The organism is Alteromonas lipotrueae (assembly GCF_019249255.1).
In the GTDB taxonomy this organism is placed as follows: domain Bacteria; phylum Pseudomonadota; class Gammaproteobacteria; order Enterobacterales; family Alteromonadaceae; genus Alteromonas; species Alteromonas lipotrueae.
This window is the reverse complement of record NZ_JAESDJ010000003.1, coordinates 134,725-156,268: the sequence shown is the minus strand read 5'-3', so window position 1 is coordinate 156,268 and position 21,544 is coordinate 134,725. Positions and strand designations below refer to the sequence as shown.

Genomic DNA, 21,544 nt, shown 5'->3' with positions numbered 1-21,544 from the left:
CTATTACCGCTCTATGCGCCTTTTCTTGTCGTTATTTATTATTAGAGGATTCCAGTCGTGTTCCGCATTTTTATGCATTATTGCTTTGCGGGGCGTACAAAATACCTATATTGATATGTAAAATCAAACGCTAAAGCAGGGGGTATAACAAAGATTTAGCATATAGTTTAAAATATTCACTATTTTCATAGTGTTAAACTTATAAATTCATGTTTGTAACAAAAATGTTATAACCCGATATATCGTCTTATTGGTAGGCATTGAAATTATAGCAAGTATCTTCAAATTGCCAAAAATGAATAAAAATTCATGTTGAGGTGTTTAATATCTAGTCAAGGGCCTGTTTGCTGTATTTTTATGTAGTTGTAAAGCCTTTCTTACACAATATCAGAATCGCACTGCGTTGTACAAAAAATGCACCGCCATAAGTCGGTCCACTTAAACGCACAGCCACCCTTCAATACCTGCGAACTCAGTGAGCATTTCCGTAATGCATAAACCCTGATAGGATATGTCGAAAATAATCCTAAAAATAAGTCGTTCATGCATTCAGATTCTCCAAATGACTCTTGGGCTATTCGCTTTGCACAATTTGTGCAGCGCTTCGGTACGCTTAAGTTAAGTATTCTGTTCGTTGTATTATCGCTGGTATTTACGCTTGGCGGCTCTTACGTAATTCGCGTAAGCATGGGCAGTGCAGTACAACCCGATGACTTTATCAGCGCGGTTATACTCACCATGCTTTCGGCACCTTGGGTGCTGTACTTTTTTAGCGAGCTTATAAAGCAGTTAGAAAACTCACGTACCAATCTTAAAGAAGTGGTAAGTCAACTAGAGCGCTTGCGTGAAGAAGATGTTTTTCTTAACCGTGAGCTGCAAACGAATATCCGCCAATTAAACCACGAAATTGAGCAGCGTAAATTAGCGCAAGAAGAGCGTGAAGCCTTATTTAAAGACTTAGAACGTGAAATTCAGGATAAATCTGAACAAGAAGCGCAAGCCCGCCGTTTATCTACCTTACTTCGTTCGATTATCGATGCTTCGCCAGATCTTATTTACTACCGAAATGAAGAAGGGCGCTTTGCGGGCTGCAACCGTATAGCAGAACTCATGACGGGTAAAACAGAGCAGGAACTGCTTGGCTTAACCCCTACTGATGTTTATGAAGAAGACTTGGCGCGCCAAATCGTCGCCAGTGATCACGAAGTATTAGAAACTAACGCCAGTATTACTGAAGAGTTATGGCTACGCTTTGCCGATGGCCGCCGTCGCTACTTCGAAATGAAGCGAGTTCCATTCTTCGATAAAGAAGGCAACCGTTTAGGCTTGCTATCATTTGGTCGAGACATGACTGAACGTAAACAAGCGGAAAATGCAGCGGCGAAAGCCAGTACCGATAAAACGCGCTTTATTGCGACGATTAGCCATGAACTACGCACGCCGCTAAACGGTATTGTTGGCTTAAGTAGAATGCTGCGCGATACCGAATTAAGCGAAGAGCAATTTAGCTGGGTAAGTACTATTTATGCCAGTGCTATTACGTTAGGCAATATTTTTAACGATATTATCGATTTGGATAAGTTGGATAGAGACAAAGTTGAACTGAGCTTGAAGACTGTATCGCTTCGCGACTTCACCGAAGAGCTAAGCAGTATTATTCGGTTATTAGCGGGTGATAAACAGCTAGAGCTTAAGACCACGATTAAAGAGCCTCTTCCGAGATTAGTTGAAGTAGATGGTACGCGCTTGCGCCAAATTTTGTGGAATATTCTGTTTAACGCAGTGAAGTTCACCCAAAAAGGCCATGTGAGCTTATCGATTGAATCTACCAAACCTGAAAATGACCTCGCGTTCGTCACCTTTGTGATTGAAGATACTGGGGTAGGCATACCTGAAGAAGAGATAGAAAAAATCTTCGCCATGTACTATCAAGTTGATCACCCTGATCATCAATCGGCGACAGGTACCGGTATTGGTTTGGCTATTTGTAAGCAAATGGTCGATTTAATGAAGGGCAATATCAAGGTTACCAGTGTAGTAGGTAAAGGGACGCGCTTTGAAATAGAGCTACCGGTAGAGATATCGAAAAAGCCTATGCAAGTGGCGCAGCTTCAGGTTACTGACTTGAACATTCTACTGGTTGAGGATATTGAACTTAACGTGATGGTTGCCAAAGCCTTGCTTGAAAAAATGGGGCAAAAGGTGGATGTGGCCATGACGGGGCAAGAAGCGATTGATAAAGCCCGCGCGAATCAATACGACTTAATACTGTTAGATATTCAGCTGCCAGATATGACGGGCTTCGACGTGGCCAGTACGCTGCATGAAGAAGACTTAGTAATGCAAACGCCTATTGTGGCACTTACTGCGAACGTGATTAAAAAGCGGGAAGAATATTTGCAAAATGGCATGGACGATATTATTGCCAAGCCCATTAAGAAATCTCGCGTGATTGAGGTGTTTAACGAATTATTCCATGCGCCGCCTGCACCATTAGAAGTTGAAGGTCAGGTAGAGCGCCCACCAGAGCCAAGCAAAATATTAAGTAACATTTTAGATATGGACTTGCTCCAGATGTTAGTGGATACAATAGGCGATGATATGGTGCGAGCAAGTGTGAAAGTGTTCCAGGAGAAAATGCCTGAATACATGGAAATTTTGCAGTTGAGCCTAAGCGCTGATGAGAAATCTGAAGTCTGCTCGCAAGCGCATAAAATTAAAGGTGCGGCAGGCTCAGTAGGGCTTGCTCGTGTTCAGCGTATTGCAAATCAAATTCAACAAGGCGACCATCCAACGTGGTGGCAAAACGTTCATGATTGGGTTGAAGAATTGCAGATGGCGGTACAGCACGACATGAAAGCCTTGCAGGATTGGCTTAATCAGCAGAGAGTAGACGATTAATTCGTTTATAAAATTACGGGGCTGATTAGGCCCCGTTTTTATTTGAAAGTTGATTTCGCGAGTTTACAAGGGGTAGACGTAATGACAATGAGTTCTGATAACGAGACGTTTAGCAACGCTCAGCTAAACGCTATAACAGCTAATGAAAACACGTCTGCATCAGACAAGCCTCAACTTCACCAACTTAATTTAGAAGCTATTTCTCCGCGTTACCGCGTGATTAATATCTCACTGGTTTTTGGCATAGCGTTTGTGCTTATCATGGTGGCTAGTGCGCTACGGTATCAGTCATTTTTCGCGCTACCAGAGCCCTTGGTCGCCGCCTTTCCTTATATTGTTGTGGGCATTTCTGTGCTGGGATGTTTATGGACGACCTATCATTTTTTTGCCGATCCGCTTATTAAATATGCCCTGCGTGAACAAGACTTAAGCTTGCAATCAGGCTTGGTATTTAGGTCGTTATCTTGCCAGCCCATACTTCGCGTTCAACATGTTGAATTAAAACGTGGACCGATTGCGCGCCTAGCGGGTTTAGCTTCTTTGCAGGTTTTTTCGGCTGGTGGTGCAACCCACACGTTTGAAATTCCAGGTATAGAGGTGGAGGTGGCCGAGCGGTTAAGGCAGTTCATACTTGATCATAAAGATGTGAGTGCAAAATAATGGCTTCCCCCGAAGTAGAAACGGCGAAGCCTTCCGAAAGCAGCGCACAAGGGAAAGCCGTTAAGGTTGATACCGGCGAAGGCTGGCGTAGGCTTTCCCCCATTGCCATTGCTTATTTTACCCTTCGCAGCATTAAAAACATGGCACAAGGCGCCATTTACGCCGTACCGGCCATTGCAGTAACGGCCAATATTACCGATAACATTCAATCGCCCAATACCCTTTTAGGCATTGCTGCGATCTTCATTATTTTCTTTTCAAGCGGTGTTGTTAGCTTCTTCATGTACCGCTTTAGAGTAAACAACCAGCATGTTGAAATTCACAGTGGGGTGTTTTCTCGAAGTTACACCAACTTGCCATTTTGGCGTATTCAGAATGTTAAAATTGAATTACCTTTCTACTATCGACCGTTCGGCTTTGCACTCGTAATACTTGATACCGCTGGAAGTGCAGGAGAAGAGGCTAAAATTGTCGCCGTTCCTTTGGCCTATGCTCATGCCTTAAGAAAGCAAGTACTAGCCGAGCATCAAGACTCTCGCCCCCTAGACGCTCGACATAGCGAGGAAGAACATCAAGAGACTGGGCATCAACAAACTGAGCGCCATGCAAGCTCTTATGTAAATGATAGCAATGCTGTTGCTAATATTGCGGTCAACAGTGACCAAAGCAAGCGCTATTTAGAAACCAACGAGGATGGCGAAACCATACTGAATAGGCGCTCTATAACCGATATCGTGATCCACGGAATTACCAACAACCGAGTATGGATTTTATTAGGTGCTGCAGCCCCCTTTTATGACAATGCGTTTGGCTACCTATCAGAGTGGCTGGCTGAAAAGGGCTTGCAGCTAAATCAGCTTGTTGGCGAGCAGACCATAGCGTGGTGGCAGTTTGGCTTGTACGCGTTTGTGATGCTAATGATGGCTATGGCCTTGGTCGCAGTGATTAGTATTGGCGGGGCTCTGTTTACCTTTTACGATTATACATTGTCGCGCCACAACGACAGATATATCCGCAGAAGTGGGTTATTGAATAAACAAGAAGTGAGTATGCGGGCATCCCGCATTCAAGTTATCTCTGCGAAGCAAGATTGGTTAGACAGAATTCTTAAGCGCGTGAACCTGTACTTCGAGCAAAACGCATCAATTGGGCACTCGACCAATGAGCTTATGTCGCCAAACCGACTTATTGTACCTTCTGTGACTGAAGACGAAGCGGATGAGTTAAGCCAAGAAGTCATGCCGCAGAGTAAAATTCGCCGCAGCGACTACCAGTCTATAAGCAAGCGTTACATTTTACACTGGGTGATAGCAGGGCTTTCTATTCCTTTTGTGGTGGGTGCTGGATTCGGTATCTATATAGAACATTTAGATATTACCGCAGGGGTCACTTTTGTTAGCGCAATACTGCTAAGTGTTATTGTGCTTAGATGGTGGCGTTGGGGTGTGGTTAGCGACGGTAAATACATTTATGTAAGGCGAGGGCGCATAGGTGTGGATTACTTATGCTTCGAACCCTACAAAGTTCAGCAGGTAGTGGTAAAGCAAAGTGTGTTCATGAAAAGGCGAAAGCTTGCCACGGTGCAGTTTGTATTAGCATCTGGGGCTATTTCAGTGCCGTTTTTACCTGAAGGTTTTGCGAATGAGTTAGCTAATAACGTGCTATTTGAAGTTGAATCGAAACGAAAGTCTTGGATGTAGCAACGGCTTTTGTTTTAACAGCTAGGCTACTACATCCAGTAATACAGAATCTAATCTAATGGTTTAGCTTTGTTCGGTGGGAACGCGAACCCAGCCTTCCATCAATATGCGAGCGCTTCTGCTCATGACGGCTTGTTCAATGTTCCATTTATCGTTTTCGAAGCTTGCTTTTGCGCCAACACGCAAGGTGCCTGAGGGGTGTCCAAAAACAACCGCTTCACGTTCACTGCCACCAGCAGCAAGGTTCACTAATGTACCCGGAATAGCCGCAGCTGCAGCTATGGCCACAGCGGCTGTCCCCATCATAGCGTGATGCAGCTTACCCATAGACATAGCGCGAACCAGTACATCAATATCATTTCCCAAAATGTCTTTACCACTAGAGGCCTTATAGCCTGTAGGTGGCGCTACCATAGCCACTTTAGGAGTGTGCTGGCGAGAGGCCGCTTCGCCAATATCACTAATTAGCCCCATTTTCACAGCGCCATAAGCACGAATAGCTTCAAATTTGGCAAGGGCGGCATCATCGTTATTAATGTCATCTTGCAGTTCCGTACCCGTGTAGCCAATATCTTCAGCGTTGATGAAAATAGTCGGAATGCCTGCGTTAATCATGGTGGCACTGAAAGAGCCTACATCAGGTACTTCAAGCGTATCGACTAAACGACCGGTAGGAAATATAGCGCCTTCGCCATCGGCTGGGTCGACAAACGCAACCTCAACTTCTGCGGCAGGAAACGTCACCCCGTCTAATTCAAAGTCGCCGGTTTCTTGCACTTCACCATTAGTAATAGGCACCTTGGCAATAATGGCTTTATTGATGTTGGCTTGCCATATATTGACAACAGCAATGCCATTATCTGGAATTTTATTGGCATCGACCAACCCATTATTTATCGCAAATGCGCCCACTGCGGCCGTTAAGTTACCGCAGTTGCCGCTCCAATCTACAAAAGGCTTGTCGATAGAAACTTGACCAAATAAGTAGTCAACATCGTAATCATTGCGCTCACTCTTACTAATAAGCACGGTTTTGCTAGTGCTCGACGTAGCGCCACCCATGCCATCGGTTTGTTTACCGTAAGGGTCTGGACTGCCAATCACACGCAATAAAAGCGCATCTCGCGCCGGCCCAGGCTGCTGCGCCGCTTCGGGTAAATCAGATACGTTAAAGAACACACCTTTACTGGTACCACCGCGCATATAGGTAGCTGGTACACGAATTTGAGGAGCATACTTCGTCATGTTTATTCCTTTTTTGAGTGGTGGCAATGGCTGATTACGATGATTGGTTGCGAGCCGTGATAACGATTAAGCCCCACTTAAAACACACCAATCCATCACCTAAATCCACCACCTAATTAAACGTTGTTGGAGGATGTTAGGGGAACGTAATTTGGGCTCAGGGCCCTCAATACGCATGGATGCAAGTTGGGAGCTTACAACAGCAAGGCAACCAGTCACTCAGCGAAAGCAGCGCTTAAAAATCACTTTCCACAGTTGTATTACAAGTTTTGGCTTAACGTCGTTACACACTAAGGTATTGAGCTACTTCGCTTCATAAACCTTCCGCAGCAAGGATGCTGCGGCAGAGCCCCCATGGATGGGTTCACGGCGTGTTTATGAAGTGAAGTGGCTCAGTGCCAAACGTCAATTCGCTAAGATGAAGGCGTTAGCCTTCAACCTCTTCAGCTTCTAAGAAGTCTTTGGCAAAGCGTTGAAGCACACCGCCTGCGCTGTAAATCGACACCTCTTCTGCGGTATCTAAGCGACAGGTTACGGGCACATCTAGGGTTTCACCGTTGGCTCGATTAACCACTAAGGTTAGCGTAGCACCCGGTGCAGGTTCACCTTTAACGTCGTAGGTTTCAGTGCCATCAAGTTCAAGGGTTTTGCGTGTTGTACCTGGCTTAAACTCAAGAGGTAGTACACCCATGCCAAGTAAGTTGGTACGGTGAATACGCTCGAAGCCCTCTGCGGCAATGACTTCTACCCCAGCTAAACGAACACCTTTGGCAGCCCAGTCGCGTGAAGAGCCCTGACCATAGTCGGCACCTGCTACAATAATCAGTGGCTGTCTGCGCTGCATGTAGGCTTCAATGGCTTCCCACATGCGCACCACTTTGCCTTCTGGCTCAATGCGAGCAAGCGAGCCCTGTTTCACTTCGCCGTTTTCAAGCACCATCTCGTTGAACACTTTCGGGTTCGCCAAAGTAGCGCGAAGCGCCGTTAAATGGTCGCCCCTATGGGTGGCATAAGAGTTAAAGTCTTCTTCCGGTAACCCCATTTTCGCCAAATACTCACCTGCTGCACTGGTAGCCATAATCGCATTCGATGGCGATAAATGATCGGTGGTAATGTTATCGCCCAATATAGCCAGCGGTCGCATACCCGTCATGGTGCGTTTCGCATCCATCGCACCTTCCCAATAAGGAGGGCGGCGAATATAGGTACTCATTTCACGCCAATCATACAGCGGGCTAATGTCGCTGCCAGTATTCACTTTCAAATCGAACATGGGCTCGTACACTTTACGAAAATGCTCTGGCTTCACGCTTTTCGCGACAATGGCATCAATCTCTTCATCGCTTGGCCAAATATCTTTGAGCGTGACAGGGTTACCGTCGTTATCAATACCTAATACGTCTTTTTCAATATCGAAACGAACCGTACCTGCAATGGCGTAGGCCACCACTAATGGCGGTGAGGCCAAAAAGGCTTGTTTCGCATACGGGTGAATACGGCCATCGAAATTACGGTTACCAGAAAGCACTGCCGTTGCGTATAAGTCACGGTCTATAATTTCTTGCTGAATTTTAGGGTCTAGCGCGCCGCTCATTCCGTTACAGGTGGTGCAGGCAAAAGCAACGACACCAAAGCCCAACTGTTCTAGTTCGCCCATTAAATCAGCTTCTTCTAAATACAGCTTTACCGCTTTAGAGCCAGGGGCTAATGAACTTTTCACCCAAGGTTTACGGGTTAATCCGCGCTGGTTTGCATTGCGGGCAATTAAGCCTGCTGCAATCACATTTCGCGGGTTAGATGTGTTGGTACAACTGGTAATGGCAGCGATAATTACCGCGCCATCGGGCATTTTGCCTTCTTCTTGTTCCCATGCGCTAGCAACTCCGCGCTGAGCCAAATCGCTGGTGGCTAAACGTGCATGTGGATTAGACGGGCCAGCCATGTTGCGGCCAACAGAGGATAAATCAAAGGTGAGAACACGCTCGTATTCGGCACTCGCTAATGAATCTGCCCATAAACCTGTGTGTTTCGCGTATTGTTCAACTAAGGCAATTTGCTTTTCTTCACGGCCAGTTAAGCGCAAATAATCGATGGTTTGCTGGTCGATGTAGAACATCGCCGCGGTAGCGCCGTATTCGGGTGTCATGTTTGAAATAGTAGCGCGATCGCCAAGGGTAAGGTGCGTAGTACCTTCGCCATAAAATTCCAAATAAGAAGACACCACACGCTCTTTACGTAAAAACTCGGTAAGTGCCAATACAATATCGGTAGCAGTAATATTGGGCTGTGGCTTACCGGTAAGTTCAACACCAACAATATCAGGTAGGCGCATGTAAGAGGCGCGCCCCAGCATAACGCTTTCTGCTTCAAGGCCGCCTACACCAATAGCAATAACACCTAGTGCATCAACATGAGGGGTATGGCTGTCGGTGCCAACCAAGGTATCAGGAAAGGCAACACCGTCGCGAGACTGAATAACCGGCGACATACGCTCTAAGTTGATTTGGTGCATAATACCGTTACCCGGCGGTATCACATCCACGTTTTTAAACGCTAACTTAGTCCAGTCGATAAAATGGAATCGGTCGTCGTTACGTCTATCTTCAATAGCGCGGTTTTTTTCAAACGCGTCGGGTTCAAAACCCGCATGTTCAACGGCTAATGAGTGATCGACAATTAACTGGGTAGGCACAACGGGGTTTACTTTCGCCGGATCGCCGCCTTTCGCCGCAATAGCATCACGTAAACCAGCCAAGTCAACCAACGCGGTTTGCCCCAGAATGTCGTGGCATACCACGCGGGCTGGAAACCACGGAAAATCCAAGTCGTTCTTGCGATAAATAAACTGCTTAAGTGAATCGGTTAATGCGTCAGGGTTACAACGGCGCACTAAGTTTTCAGCAAACACTCGTGAGGTGTAAGGAAGTTTATCGTAGGCACCAGGTTCAATGGCTTCCACTGCCTCGCGGGTATCAAAAAAATCGATACCTGCGCCAGGCAAAGGTTTACGGTATTCGTAATTCATATTACTCATGATTTTAAGCCTTAGTCGTTAACTACGTGCAGACATAGGAGGCACGTCACGAATATCTTCACCAGTATATTCAGCTGACGGGCGAATAATACGGTTGTCAGCGCGTTGTTCCATCACATGTGCTGCCCAGCCCGTTAGGCGAGACATCACGAAGATAGGGGTAAACAACTTGGTGGGAATTCCCATAAAGTTATAGGCGGAAGCGTGGAAGAAATCAGCGTTACAGAATAGCTTTTTCTCGCGCCACATTACTTCTTCACAGCGCACAGATACGGGGTAAAGCACCTCGTCACCTACATCGGCAGCGAGCTTTTCAGACCAGCCTTTGATGATTTCGTTACGTGGGTCTGATTCAGAATAGATGGCATGGCCAAAGCCCATGATTTTGTCTTTACGGGCAAGCATGGCCATCATTTTTTTTTCAGCGTCGTCTGCCGAGGTAAAGCCTTCAATCATTTCCATAGCTGCTTCATTCGCACCGCCATGCAATGGACCGCGAAGTGAGCCAATAGCGCCGGTGACACATGAGTGCATATCTGACAAGGTTGAGGCACATACGCGAGCGGTAAAGGTAGAGGCATTGAATTCGTGCTCTGCATACAAAATAAGTGAAACGTGCATGACTTTTTCATGCAACTCGCGAGGTTTTTCGCCGTGTAGCATATGCAAGAAATGACCGCCGATTGAATCGTCATCGGTTTCTACATCAATACGAACGCCATCGTGAGTAAAGCGATACCAATAGCAAATAATGCTTGGGAAACAAGCTAGCATACGATCGGTTGCTTGCTGCTGTTCGCTGAAATCGTTTTCCATTTCAAGGTTGCCCAACATAGAGCAACCTGTACGAAGTACGTCCATAGGATGTGCATCTTTTGGAATACGCTCTAATACATCTTTAAGAGCCTGAGGCAATCCGCGCCTACCACGAAGTAAGGTTTTGTATTCATCTAACTCGGACTGGGTAGGCAATTTACCTTTTAAAATAAGATAAGCCACTTCCTCAAACTGGCAACTGGCTGCTAAATCTTTTACATCGTAACCACGGTATGTCAGGCCAGAACCTGATACGCCTACAGTAGACAGTGCTGTTTTTCCTGCAACTTGGCCGCGTAATCCCGCGCCACTTAATTGTTTAGCCATCTTGTTGTCTCCGGTCTTGTGTATGTAAGGTACAAAAGTTTGTTTAGTTTTTAATTCAACAATCGATATTTAAAAGCGTTGTTTTTAACAAAGTATTACTCGATGCAAATTGGCGTTCGAGGCCGCGGATGGGGAGGCAGGGAATACGAGCGCTGCCCCTCCGAGGCATGGATGCCGAGGCGGAGCCCCCATGGATGGGTTTACGGCGTGGCAGCGCCGTATCCCTGCCTCCTCAGCCAAAGCGGCTTCGCAGGCAATGCTGCCTCGAGTCAATTCAGCCAAAGCGGCCTCGCATGCAATACTGCCTCGAGTCATCTCAGCCGTTAGCCTTTGCCTTTGGCGAACAGTTCGTCGAGCTTTTGCTCGTAGTCGTGATAGCCAAGGTAATCGTATAACTCCATGCGTGTTTGCATGGTGTCGACAACGGCTTTTTGATCGCCATTATCAAGTATTGATTGGTACACGTTTTCGGCCGCTTTGTTCATGGCGCGGAATGCACTTAGTGGGTAAAGCACCATCGCAGCGCCCCATTCGCCAAGTTGTTCTTTGTTCCAAAGTTCGGTTTGTCCGAATTCGGTAATGTTGGCAAGAATAGGGACGTCTAACGCTTCTGAAAATGCGCGGTAGTGTTCTTCAGTTTTTACTGCTTCTGCAAATATGCCATCGGCACCGGCCGCAACATAAGCCCTTGCGCGTTCAATGGCTTTTTCTAACCCTTCTTGAGCGAAAGAGTCGGTTCGCGCCATAATGAAAAAGTCAGGGTCGGTTCTAGCATCTACCGCAGCTTTAATGCGATCGACCATTTCTTCTGTGCTCACAATTTCTTTGTTAGGGCGATGGCCGCAGCGCTTTTGCGCAACTTGATCTTCCATATGCACAGCCGCAGCGCCTGCTTTTTCCATATCGCGAATGGTTTTTGCAATATTAAATGCGCCGCCCCAGCCCGTGTCTATGTCTACCAATAACGGTAAATCACAGGCTGACGTGATGCGTTGTACATCAACAATCACGTCGTTTAGTGATGTCATGCCCAAATCGGGTAGCCCGTATGAAGCATTCGCAACGCCACCACCGGAGAGGTATATTGCTTTGTGGCCGATAGATTTTGCCATCATGGCGGTATAGGCATTAATGGTGCCTAATATTTGCAATGGCTTATTGTCGGCCAGTGCTTGTCTGAATTTCTTTCCTGCACTCATAAGTAACACTCTCTGGTTTCAAATTAGGTTGGTGTGGCGCTAAGTTTGTTTTCAATATTGTTCTTAGAATAAAGAATATGGCGTCGCATTAGCATTTCTGCCAACTCTTCATCGCGATTCGCAATCGCGTTAACAATGTGTCTGTGTTCGTCAAAGGCAGTAGTAACCCTTGGGCCAGCCATGCCTAGCTGAACGCGATACATGCGTACAAGGTGATAAAGCCCATCTATTAACACGCTAATGAGGTGGCTGTTTTTACTGCCAGTCACGATGCGGTAGTGGAAGTCCACGTCGCCGGCTTCTTGGTAATAGAGCTGGGCGTCTTTCACTTTATTAAAGTGTGAATCTAATAAGCCTTGTAATGAGGCGACTTCTTCATCGCTCATGTGTCTTGCGGCAAGGCGAGCGGCCATGCCTTCAAGTGCTTCTCTTACTTGATAAAGCTGAATAAGCCCTTCAGGGGTTAGCGATACTACCTTGGCACCAATATTCGCCTTTCGCTCAACAAGATGACAGGCGGCAAGACGATTAATACCTTCTCGGATAACCGCACGGCTGACTTCATATTTTGTCGACAACTCAGTCTCACTAAGTTTAGAGCCTGCAGGAATAACACCTTCTACAATGTCTTTTCGCAGCTGATAGAAGGTTCTATCTGCATTAGTTACAGGCTTTTCTAGGGTTATCTGTACCGACAAGCTATTCACCACAAAATGAATTACATGTCGACAATATAGGGGGTTTAGATTGTTCGGTCAAACTTTCTTAGTGGTTATTGTCGACAAAGTGGTGTTATTTTTTATAAGTGGAAGGCTTATGAAAAATAAAAAAGATAACAATTTGCTGCTAGTGCAAGAGGTTAATCTAAAAGGCTAGCGACAAGAGATAAAGTACAAAGAGGCCGATTTAACGTAGAGGGGCGGCTACAACTTGCAGCGCTTTTTGCTGGAATGCTGTAAAGGTGAGGGAGAGTATTGTCTAAATGGTCTAGTGAATAGTTAAAGGCAATCGGTTTTATGCTTAATAAGTAACCTATGCTAACGTAATGATTATAAATAATAATATGTCAATTGGAATGGTGGGGGTGGAGCCGTTTTAAGCTTAACCAATTAGTCTAATTTTAAAGTCTCAATTTAATAAAAGTGCAATATTTCGCTATGCAAGTTAAAAAGAAGTCAGTATGATATTTCTCCAGTCTTCATGCCAATACTCCAACCGTGAGTAGATGGGGGCTGGTAGGGTAGAGAAAGTGACAGTATAACCAGTAGGATACCGCCACTTTCATTAGGATATCCATAAATCAGCTAAATGTTACTTGTCGTAACACCCTCTATTTTGTGAGTCTATTGGTTTTAAAGTTCCATAGAGAACTTGAAGCAGCCTAAAAACAATAAATTTTCGACACTAAACACTCTCGCAAAGGGGTTACACATGATCACCAATACTGACGTGTCTAAGACACTAGTTAGTAGACTTTCGCCTGTCGCTTTGGCAGTAGCGTTAACCGTACCTGCCATTTCTCATTCGGCATTTGCTCAAGAGGCTGAAGCAACTGAAGAACAAATGTACGAAGCGATTACCGTTACAGCAACCAAGCGCCCTCAAGTTATCTATGAAGTACCAATTGCAATTAGTGCATTTGACGGTGATATGCTGGCTGAACAAGGCATTACTGATTTAACGGATGTTGGTAAGTTTGTTCCAAACTTAAACGTAACGGGCTTCTCAGCGGGTCACACTTCTTCTGTAAACCCTTTTATTCGTGGTATTGGTCTTCAAGATCACCTTATCACTACTGATCCAGGCGTAAGCGTCTATGTAGATGGCGTGTATTTAGGCCGCCAAGTGGGTCAAAACTGGAGCTTGAATAACATCGAGCGTATTGAGGTGCTTCGTGGTCCTCAAGGTACGCTATACGGTCGTAACTCTATTGGTGGTGCAATTAACATCATTACCAAAGAGCCAGATCAAGGCGATGTGACTAAAGTGAATGCAGAGTTCGGTACTCGCGGTCGTGTTAAGACTGACTTGTTCGTGAACCATGCATTATCTGACACCCTAGCATTTAACATGAACCTTGCTTATAACACCCGTGATGGTTTGGGCGAGTTCATTAACGTACCTAATGCAGAATATGATGTTGGCGAAACAGAAGATATTTCTGGTCGTATCTCGGTAAAATATGAGCCGTCTGATGATTTCCGTATGGTACTAACCGCTGATGCCAACAATGGTGACGGTGGTTTACGCCCTTACACAGTGCTTATTGATGAAATGCCAGAAGGGCGTTTTTATGCAGGTACGAACAGCCTAGGTCTTGAGCTTAGAAATAGTGATGTAACCCCAGAAGGGTATGACATTTACGATAACGCTACAGGCACACCAGAAGTGACCAGCGTATCGAATGAAGCCCGTGGTGTGTCTCTAACTACCGAATGGGATATTAACGACGATTACACTGCTAAAGTCGTTGCTAGCCGCCGTACCTCTAAGTACAAAGCGGGTTTGGATGATGATGGCACTATCTATTCATTAGACCAATATCCAGAACGCGGTGAAGCAGACCAAACGTCAATTGAAGTTCAATTAAATGGTTATATCAACGAGTACACTGACTTTGTTGCTGGCCTTTATTACTTCAATGAAGAAGGTAGTAACCGCCAAGGTAGCGATTCAAGTTTTGATGGTGGCGGTAACACGCTTCAACTTGATCAAGAAACTACCAGTAAAGCGGTGTACTTAAACCTTCGTCATGACTTAACTGACGAGCTTAGTGTATCTGGTGGTATTCGTTACACTGAAGATGAAAAAGACGCATCTGCTAATGTTTTTGACGCCCTTGGCACCATTTTCGATTCAAACGAATGGGACGAAGTGACGTGGGAATTGGCGACTAACTATACCTTTGAAAATGGCATGACAGGTTATGCCACTATTCAAAATGGTTATCAGTCAGGTCAATATCCTGCTCGTCCATACTGCCTAATTGGCGAGTTCTTTGGCGCGGGTGGCTTCGATGATTTAGACGGCGCAGTAGCAGCAGTTAATGCAAGCAACTGCTTTGTTGCTTCTGATAACATTACCGCAGTGAACTACGAAGTGGGTGTTAAAGGTCGCGTTAATGAATACTTCGACGTAAGTGTTGCAGTATTTAACACTGAGTTTGAAGACCTACCGTACCAAGTTAGCCGTGTAAGTGAAGGCGGTTTTGATACAGCAAACTTAGTGGTTGAACAAACTTCTCGCGGTATCGAGCTAGATACTACCTTAAACGTAGGAAACTTCAGCATGTTGACCAGTATTGGTTATATGGACGTTGAAGTAGATGAGCAAGATGGATTTAATCCTGTTGCACCATTAACGCCTGATTTAACGTTTGCGGTTGGCCCGTCATATACTTTCGACCTTGAAGGTGGCGATAAAATTCGCGCTCGTATCGACTATTCATACCGCGCAGATATGTACGGTGAGCCTAGCTCAGAGCCTGCTCGTATGACGGAAATTGAAAGCCGTGAATTAGTTAACTTTGATGTGGCATATACGCCAGCTGATGAGGCTTACACGGTGGCACTATATGGCCGCAATATTTTTGATGAGCGTTATGACAATGCTCGCTTAAACACTGGCGATTATATTCTGCAAGTATTAAGCAATGACGCTAGCGAATTTGGCGTACGTTTCTCAACTGAGTTTTAATTAACGAATTGAGTAAGCTAAAAAGATAAACGCTACATGTGAAATAGGTGTAGCGGATATATAAAAAAGGCTGGTTTATAACCAGCCTTTTTGTTTGATAAATAAAAGTGCGTAAGCAGTGATGAAAGTATGTAATACGCGGAAAGATTTGGTTAGTCACAAAGGTAAGCAAAGTTACATGACATTTGTCATGAATAAGTTGTGGGTTCGGCCTGATAGGTTTGTATCGTTGAATATCTGGCATGAGCAAAAGCGTGGCATTTTAATTTTCTAGCTGAAATAAATCTCAGGCCTTCAGAGGAGTTACATCAATAGAATTATAAGGCTTAAAGAAAATTAACAACTGAAGATTTTAACTTTTCGTTATCTTGAGCTACTAGCCTTAAAGCTTTTAGTCCGTATGTTTTTGCCAGCGTCATTTCTTCACGTTGCTTATAACCTTTGGCTAAATTGAAATTAACCCATGCAGAGTCGGGGTATAATGCAGCGTTGTATTCTAATAGCTTCAGACCTTTCTCGGAAGATTTAACACCATTGGTCATATAGTCGGCAGCGTAGTCGATTGCCCCCATGCGCGGTTTAACTTCTTGGTAAAGATCGGTTGATAGCTTTTCATAGTGTTCAGAAATTGCTTCAGGCCCTCTCTCCATTACATCAAAAGGTAAAACCCAGTACCTATAAAGTTCGTTAGTTGCATTTACCAATTGAACTCAAGGTACGCAGCAGCCTGTCAGACAAAGTTAAGTCAGTTGCTGACATATCGAATTAAACCGAAAGTCATTCGCTTTATCTGAACAGTAGCACTTGCCTGTGCTACTTCAGCTTACCTGCTTTTTAAGTCGCTTTTTCAAAACTGAGTCGCCATCAGTTTTTGATAACATTATGCTGTCGGTAATACTAAGCAGCGCAACTACTGCCATCATCGCCATAGCAATTTTGAAGTTGATAAGCGACGGGTCGCTACTTGAATTACCCACCATCAGTGAAGCAACGGCCAGCATAAGCGCAGAAATGGTGATCCCCATGCCACGGTTCATTTGCATGAGTATTGCACCCAGTGTATTGGCATCGCGCATTTTATCTTTTGGCACATCAGCAAAGGCGATAGTGTTTAGTAAGGTTAAATGCATCGACCTATTCACACCGCTAACAAATAAGATAACCGCAATCACAACCGATGAACTTTGTTGAGTAACTAGCGATAGCGCCACAAAACCCAGTGAGATCATAATGCCATTTGCAATAAGCACTCGCTTAAAGCCAAAGGTGTTCATTATCCAGGTAGTCGCGGGTTTAATGGCAATATTACCTACAAATAGCCATAGCAATAATGTACCTGCTTCCACCGGCGAGTAACCCATTCCCAATTGCAGCATAAGCGGAACAAGAAAAGGTGCGCTACCTAAAGCTATACGTACCACCGAGCCGCCGTACATCGACAATCGAAAGGTTCGATACTGTATAGCTTCAAAAGAAAACAGAGGTTTTTTTGCACGGCGAATATGAAATACCGCAGCTATCAATAATAACAGCCCAAATACGGTTACCACGCTGCCCAATAGGGTAGAAGTATTGTGACCCGCAAATAATTCTATACCGGCCATAAAAGAGGCAAAGCCAATACCGGTTAGTAGAAAGCCTACTACATCAAACTTACCCACATTCGCGGTGAAGTTCTCAAGCAAATAGGCGGAAGCAATAAGCGCGAATATACCTAATGGCACGTTCATAAAGAATATCCATTGCCAGCTCAAGTGGGTGGCAATCCAACCCCCTAATACAGGGCCAAGAATAGGGGCACTTAACGCCGGCCACGTGATAATAGCAACGGTTTTAACTAGCTTTTCTTTGGGTAAGTCTCGCAGCACCACTAAACGGCCTACGGGCACCATTAAGGCGCCGCCAATGCCCTGCATAATCCGAGATAAGGTAAAGCTAGTTAGGTTAGTGCTAATTCCACATAATATTGATGCCACCACAAAAATGATAATGGCGGCCATGAAGACATTACGGGCACCGAATTTGTCGGCCACATAACCACTTAGCGGAATAAAAAAGGTAACGGCAACAAGGTAGGCAGATACGCCAATAGAAAGCTGAGTTGCTGGCACGCCAAAATCAGCGGCAATAACGGGAAGCGCGGTGGTGATCACCGTGGCATCCAGAATTTCCATAAACAAGGCCCCAGCAACAAGCAGGGCCGTTGCGGTATCGCGACTAAATGATCTCAAATGCGCGCACTACGCGGGCTACGCCCGTTATGTTCCTTGCAATATCTACAGCAGCATTAGCTTCTGCATTGGTTAATCGGCCCATTAAGAACACTTCAGAATCTTGCACTACCACGCTAACTTGTAAAGCTGGCACGCGTTCATCGGCCACTATCTTGGTGCGGACTTTTGATGCAAGCCAAATGTCGTTAGCTTGAGTTCCTGCGCCAATAGGCTCGCCAATGCGAATTTGATTGTGAATTTTCTTTAGGTAATCGACTTCCTGAGCCCGTCTAACCGCTTCATCAATTAACGCTTGCGTGGGGGCTTGTCCGGTAAGCAAAGCAATGCCGTTATACATATCGACTTGTAGATTGGTTTGCTCTTTTAGTGCTTCACTTTTTGACCATTGATAAGCCACAGAGCGACCTGCGTTTTGGTCATCAAGTTGAGTACCAACGGTACGTCTGTCGTTCGCCACTTTTGCAGCCATTGCACCCGCGGCGCCAACCGCCACCACGCAGCCCTGTAATTGCATCACAAAAAGCAGTGATACAAGAGTAATAGTTAACGTTTTAACTCGTTTCATAAATGGGTAAACGTTATTCGTCTCCAAGGTCGGCTGGGAATAAGCTGTCATCAATGCATTCACATAAGTTGTGAATAACCAACAAGTGAACTTCCTGAATACGGGCAGTGCGGTTAGAAGGCACACGTACTTCAACATCGTGCTCGCTTAAGAAACCTGCCATTTCACCACCGTCTTTACCGGTTAAGGCTACAATGGTCATATCGCGAGACAAGGCAGCTTCCATGGCGGCAATTACATTTCGTGAGTTACCACTGGTTGATATAGCAAACAAAATATCGCCAGACTGACCTAACGCACGAACTTGTTTGGCAAAAATTTCATCGTAGCTATAGTCGTTAGCGATGGAAGTAATAGTAGAAGTATCAGTACTTAACGCAATGGCTGGAAGGCTAGGGCGATCGCGTTCATAGCGGTTAAGCATTTCAGAAGAAAAGTGCTGTGCATCACCCGCCGAACCACCGTTACCGCAGCTAAGAATCTTGTTGCCGCGAATTAGCGCCTCAACCATCATCATGGCTGCTTTTTCAATTGATTCAGGCAAAATTTCAGATGCAGCAATTTTGGTTTGAATACTTTCAGTAAAGTTCGCTTTAATTTGTTCAATCATACTTCTTTTCTCTGCATTTCAGGATATCAAGCAATTACTACTTTGAATGTACAATGCACATCAGTATGTAGGAGGTAGGGCAGGCTGTAGCAAACCCTCTGCCGCATGGATGCGGCAGCGGAGCGCCCATGGATGGGTTCACCGCGAGTTTGCGTAAGCCTGCCCTACCTCCTGCAATGCCTGACGTGCTGCGCTTTTTATCCAATATTTTTAAGCCACTGAAGGTCGCTTCCGTCAATGGCGATAACGTCTATGCGTAATGGGGTAGACGCGGGATTAAGGTTATTATCTAACAAATAGAACGCAAACGCAGCCTGAATTCGTTGAAGTTTCTTCATTGTGACAAATTCGGCGGCCTGACCATACTGTGACTTTTTGCGAAATTTCACTTCTACACAAACAATGGTGTCACCATCTTGCATAACAATATCAAGTTCACCACGTTTGGTTCGGTAGTTACGACAACGTAATGTAAGCCCTTGTTCCTCTAAATAGGTAACGGCCTTGTTTTCTGCTGCATTCCCTTGCAATACGGACAATGTAGTTTACTCCATTAGCATTTGCACGCGCTCGTTACGAATAACGGCTTGAGGTAAGTTTCGTTCTACTTCACTGTTTTTATTCAGCGTAAGTGTACCGGTTAACCCGTCGAATGTTATGTACGACAGGGTGTTTAGCATCCCTAATTGAGGAAGTAATTCGTAAGCATCTACACCGAAGGCGAACAGTCTATTTTGCAACGTACTGCGGTTGGGCCACGTTTGCTTAGTTTCTTGAGCAAGTTGTTGCCATTTATGGTTTGGCATCATCCACGGCATGTCGATAAAGCGTACGTTTTGCAAATCACGCCACTGGTTCTTGCCGCTGTTGTAGTCCATTGAACGAGAGGTCGCGTAAACAGGCACTTGTTTTCCATCGTACGGATTTAAGCTAGCTTCAATAATGGGGTTAAGAAGTTCGGTATCTTGTGGCGACGCGAACGCAACAATGGCATCAATGTCTCGTCTGCTGCGGGGCATGTTGTAAACTTCTTCGTTCGTCATGTATTCAATTTGGTTAATACGCTGATTACTTTGCGCTACATCTAAGGCTTGGGTAATGCCCTCTCTTAGTGACTCGCTATCATTGAACGTCACTGAGGTGATGTTAGCCTTGCGGGCTTGGGCTTCATGTTCGTGCAACGTGTTCCAGCGCGCTTTAAATGCATCGTTCATACGTTGGTACAAGTTACTCTGTGCTGCAATAACAATAGGGGCTCTAAAGCCTTTGCTATAAATAAACTCTGCAAGCTGATTGGCTTCATCTTCCGGCGCAAGGGCGAAATAATTGACCGCTGGTGCCATGGAGGAAGGTATCTCAGATTCATAGCTAACAGAATCAGAGTGTACTGACGTTGAGTTGTCTAAAATTGTCGGCATTTCATCTGGGCGGTTTAACGCCAACATGTTCACGCCGGGCGGTAACGCGGGTATTAATTGTTCAACGGTTTCTTTTAGTAGTGGGCCGACTATAAATTTAGCGTCGCCAATAGCGGCGACCATGGTTTGTGTATCAGCGTTGGTAGTATCAACAAACCGAATGGCAGGCATACTATTTGGGTTGCTGCTTTGTTGAAGCTGTTGATAATAACCCGCCATAATGCCGTCTTTCACCGCTTCACCAGTAGCCGCAAGCCTTCCGCTCAGCGGCAATAGAACAACAAGTTCGCGAATTTGAGGGGCGGTTAGCGCCTGTGCTAATGCAACATCTTTGGGTAAATGCTTTGCCAACATATGGCCTGCATAAACCTGTTGATATTGCGTAATTGACCGATTCAACTGCTGCGGGTTTCGCACATTTTCAATGGTTAATTGACGAAGGGCAAAGAAGGGCTGCAACTTAGGGTATTGGTTTTCACTTTGCTTGAGCCTATCGGCAGGTATTTGGTTTAATAGCGACCACACCTTAGCGACTTTCTGTTCGTCTTCTAGCTCGGTAGACAAAACGCTATTGGCCGCCTTTGCCCACAAACCTTGCTTGGCATAAAGGTCTGCTTGTAGCGCCGCAAGTTTGGCAACAAGGGCAGGGCTAGTATTTACATCTTCCAGCATTGCAGTAAGTTGCGCTGGCGATGAAGAAGGGTCGTTCTGATATGCCATCGCAACATGTATGGCGTAGCTATCTTGCAACGAGGTAGCTACACCGTCTTGTTTCATTTCAAATAAGATTTGCTGCGCTAAAATGGTATCGTCTTGAGCGATATAAAGGCCTACGGCATCTAGTAGTAACGTGTCTCGCTTCACTTTGTCTCGGGTTTGAAGCCATACTTTTTTAGCTTCTACCAGCTTGTGTTCTGGCGTGATATGCTTCTCTACTGGCGCTTCTACCGGCTCAGTATTGATAATCTTCGGTGCCGAGGTGGGTTCAGGTGTGCTCCCGCAGCCTGCTAAAAATAGCATGCTGGTGGCTGTCGCCATTGCAAAGGTAATGCGCTTTGTAAAATGTCCAATGTGACCCACAGTCTGTTTCCTTTCACTTCGTTTAACGGCAAGTAGCGGCAAGTTTATCCTAACCACGA

The 21,544-nt window shown here is 45.4% G+C and carries 15 protein-coding genes; 4 read left to right on the top strand and 11 right to left on the bottom strand.

What is annotated here, in order from left to right; genetic code table 11:
- Positions 1 to 543: 543 nt before the first annotated feature.
- The 3 genes from arcB (at position 544) to KYS23_RS05990 (ending at position 5,261) form a co-directional block, all read left to right on the top strand.
- Positions 544 to 2,901, top strand: coding sequence for an aerobic respiration two-component sensor histidine kinase ArcB (gene arcB / locus KYS23_RS06000; protein WP_218398204.1), 2,358 nt, complete (start codon positions 544 to 546; stop codon positions 2,899 to 2,901).
- A gap of 81 nt (positions 2,902 to 2,982) precedes the next feature.
- Positions 2,983 to 3,561: a PH domain-containing protein gene (locus KYS23_RS05995; RefSeq protein ID WP_218398206.1), complete on the top strand. Its 579-nt coding sequence runs from the start codon at positions 2,983 to 2,985 to the stop codon at positions 3,559 to 3,561.
- A complete protein-coding gene (locus KYS23_RS05990; RefSeq protein ID WP_218398208.1) occupies positions 3,561 to 5,261 on the top strand; it encodes a PH domain-containing protein in 1,701 nt (566 codons plus the stop codon). The genes KYS23_RS05995 and KYS23_RS05990 overlap by 1 nt, the downstream gene beginning before the upstream one ends.
- A 63-nt stretch (positions 5,262 to 5,324) precedes the next feature.
- Here KYS23_RS05990 and prpF read toward each other — a convergent pair whose 3' ends face one another.
- The 5 genes from prpF to KYS23_RS05965 form a co-directional block, all read right to left on the bottom strand.
- The gene (gene prpF / locus KYS23_RS05985) at positions 5,325 to 6,506 is read right to left on the bottom strand and encodes a 2-methylaconitate cis-trans isomerase PrpF (RefSeq protein ID WP_218398209.1); all 1,182 of its coding nucleotides are present in this window, start codon (positions 6,504 to 6,506) and stop codon (positions 5,325 to 5,327) included.
- A gap of 427 nt (positions 6,507 to 6,933) precedes the next feature.
- Positions 6,934 to 9,531 (bottom strand): Fe/S-dependent 2-methylisocitrate dehydratase AcnD, encoded by a 2,598-nt coding sequence (acnD, locus tag KYS23_RS05980; protein ID WP_159534677.1) that lies wholly within the window; start codon positions 9,529 to 9,531, stop codon positions 6,934 to 6,936.
- Positions 9,532 to 9,558: 27 nt separating this feature from the next.
- Entirely contained in the window at positions 9,559 to 10,683 is a 1,125-nt protein-coding gene (prpC, locus tag KYS23_RS05975; protein WP_218418213.1) for a bifunctional 2-methylcitrate synthase/citrate synthase, read from the bottom strand.
- Between the two features lie 323 nt (positions 10,684 to 11,006).
- Positions 11,007 to 11,882, bottom strand: coding sequence for a methylisocitrate lyase (gene prpB, locus KYS23_RS05970; RefSeq protein WP_159532901.1), 876 nt, complete (start codon positions 11,880 to 11,882; stop codon positions 11,007 to 11,009).
- Between the two features lie 23 nt (positions 11,883 to 11,905).
- The gene (locus tag KYS23_RS05965) at positions 11,906 to 12,580 is read right to left on the bottom strand and encodes a GntR family transcriptional regulator (protein ID WP_159532899.1); all 675 of its coding nucleotides are present in this window, start codon (positions 12,578 to 12,580) and stop codon (positions 11,906 to 11,908) included.
- Positions 12,581 to 13,313: 733 nt separating this feature from the next.
- Between KYS23_RS05965 and KYS23_RS05960 the strand changes: the two genes are divergently transcribed.
- Positions 13,314 to 15,578, top strand: coding sequence for a TonB-dependent receptor (locus KYS23_RS05960; protein WP_159532897.1), 2,265 nt, complete (start codon positions 13,314 to 13,316; stop codon positions 15,576 to 15,578).
- 326 nt (positions 15,579 to 15,904) lie between these two features.
- Here KYS23_RS05960 and KYS23_RS05955 read toward each other — a convergent pair whose 3' ends face one another.
- From KYS23_RS05955 to KYS23_RS05930, 6 genes are all read right to left on the bottom strand, one after another.
- Positions 15,905 to 16,282, bottom strand: coding sequence for a hypothetical protein (locus KYS23_RS05955; protein ID WP_159532895.1), 378 nt, complete (start codon positions 16,280 to 16,282; stop codon positions 15,905 to 15,907).
- A gap of 114 nt (positions 16,283 to 16,396) precedes the next feature.
- Complete coding sequence (locus KYS23_RS05950) at positions 16,397 to 17,752, bottom strand: MFS transporter (protein WP_159534675.1); 1,356 nt, start codon at positions 17,750 to 17,752, stop codon at positions 16,397 to 16,399.
- A 43-nt stretch (positions 17,753 to 17,795) separates the two neighbouring features.
- Entirely contained in the window at positions 17,796 to 18,377 is a 582-nt protein-coding gene (locus tag KYS23_RS05945; RefSeq protein WP_159532893.1) for a BON domain-containing protein, read from the bottom strand.
- Between the two features lie 13 nt (positions 18,378 to 18,390).
- Complete coding sequence (locus tag KYS23_RS05940; RefSeq protein ID WP_013782861.1) at positions 18,391 to 18,987, bottom strand: phosphoheptose isomerase; 597 nt, start codon at positions 18,985 to 18,987, stop codon at positions 18,391 to 18,393.
- Between the two features lie 197 nt (positions 18,988 to 19,184).
- The gene (locus KYS23_RS05935) at positions 19,185 to 19,526 is read right to left on the bottom strand and encodes a YraN family protein (RefSeq protein ID WP_159532892.1); all 342 of its coding nucleotides are present in this window, start codon (positions 19,524 to 19,526) and stop codon (positions 19,185 to 19,187) included.
- Between the two features lie 6 nt (positions 19,527 to 19,532).
- On the bottom strand, positions 19,533 to 21,485 hold the full coding sequence (locus KYS23_RS05930; protein WP_232370679.1) for a penicillin-binding protein activator: 1,953 nt from the start codon (positions 21,483 to 21,485) through the stop codon (positions 19,533 to 19,535).
- Positions 21,486 to 21,544 lie beyond the last annotated feature (59 nt).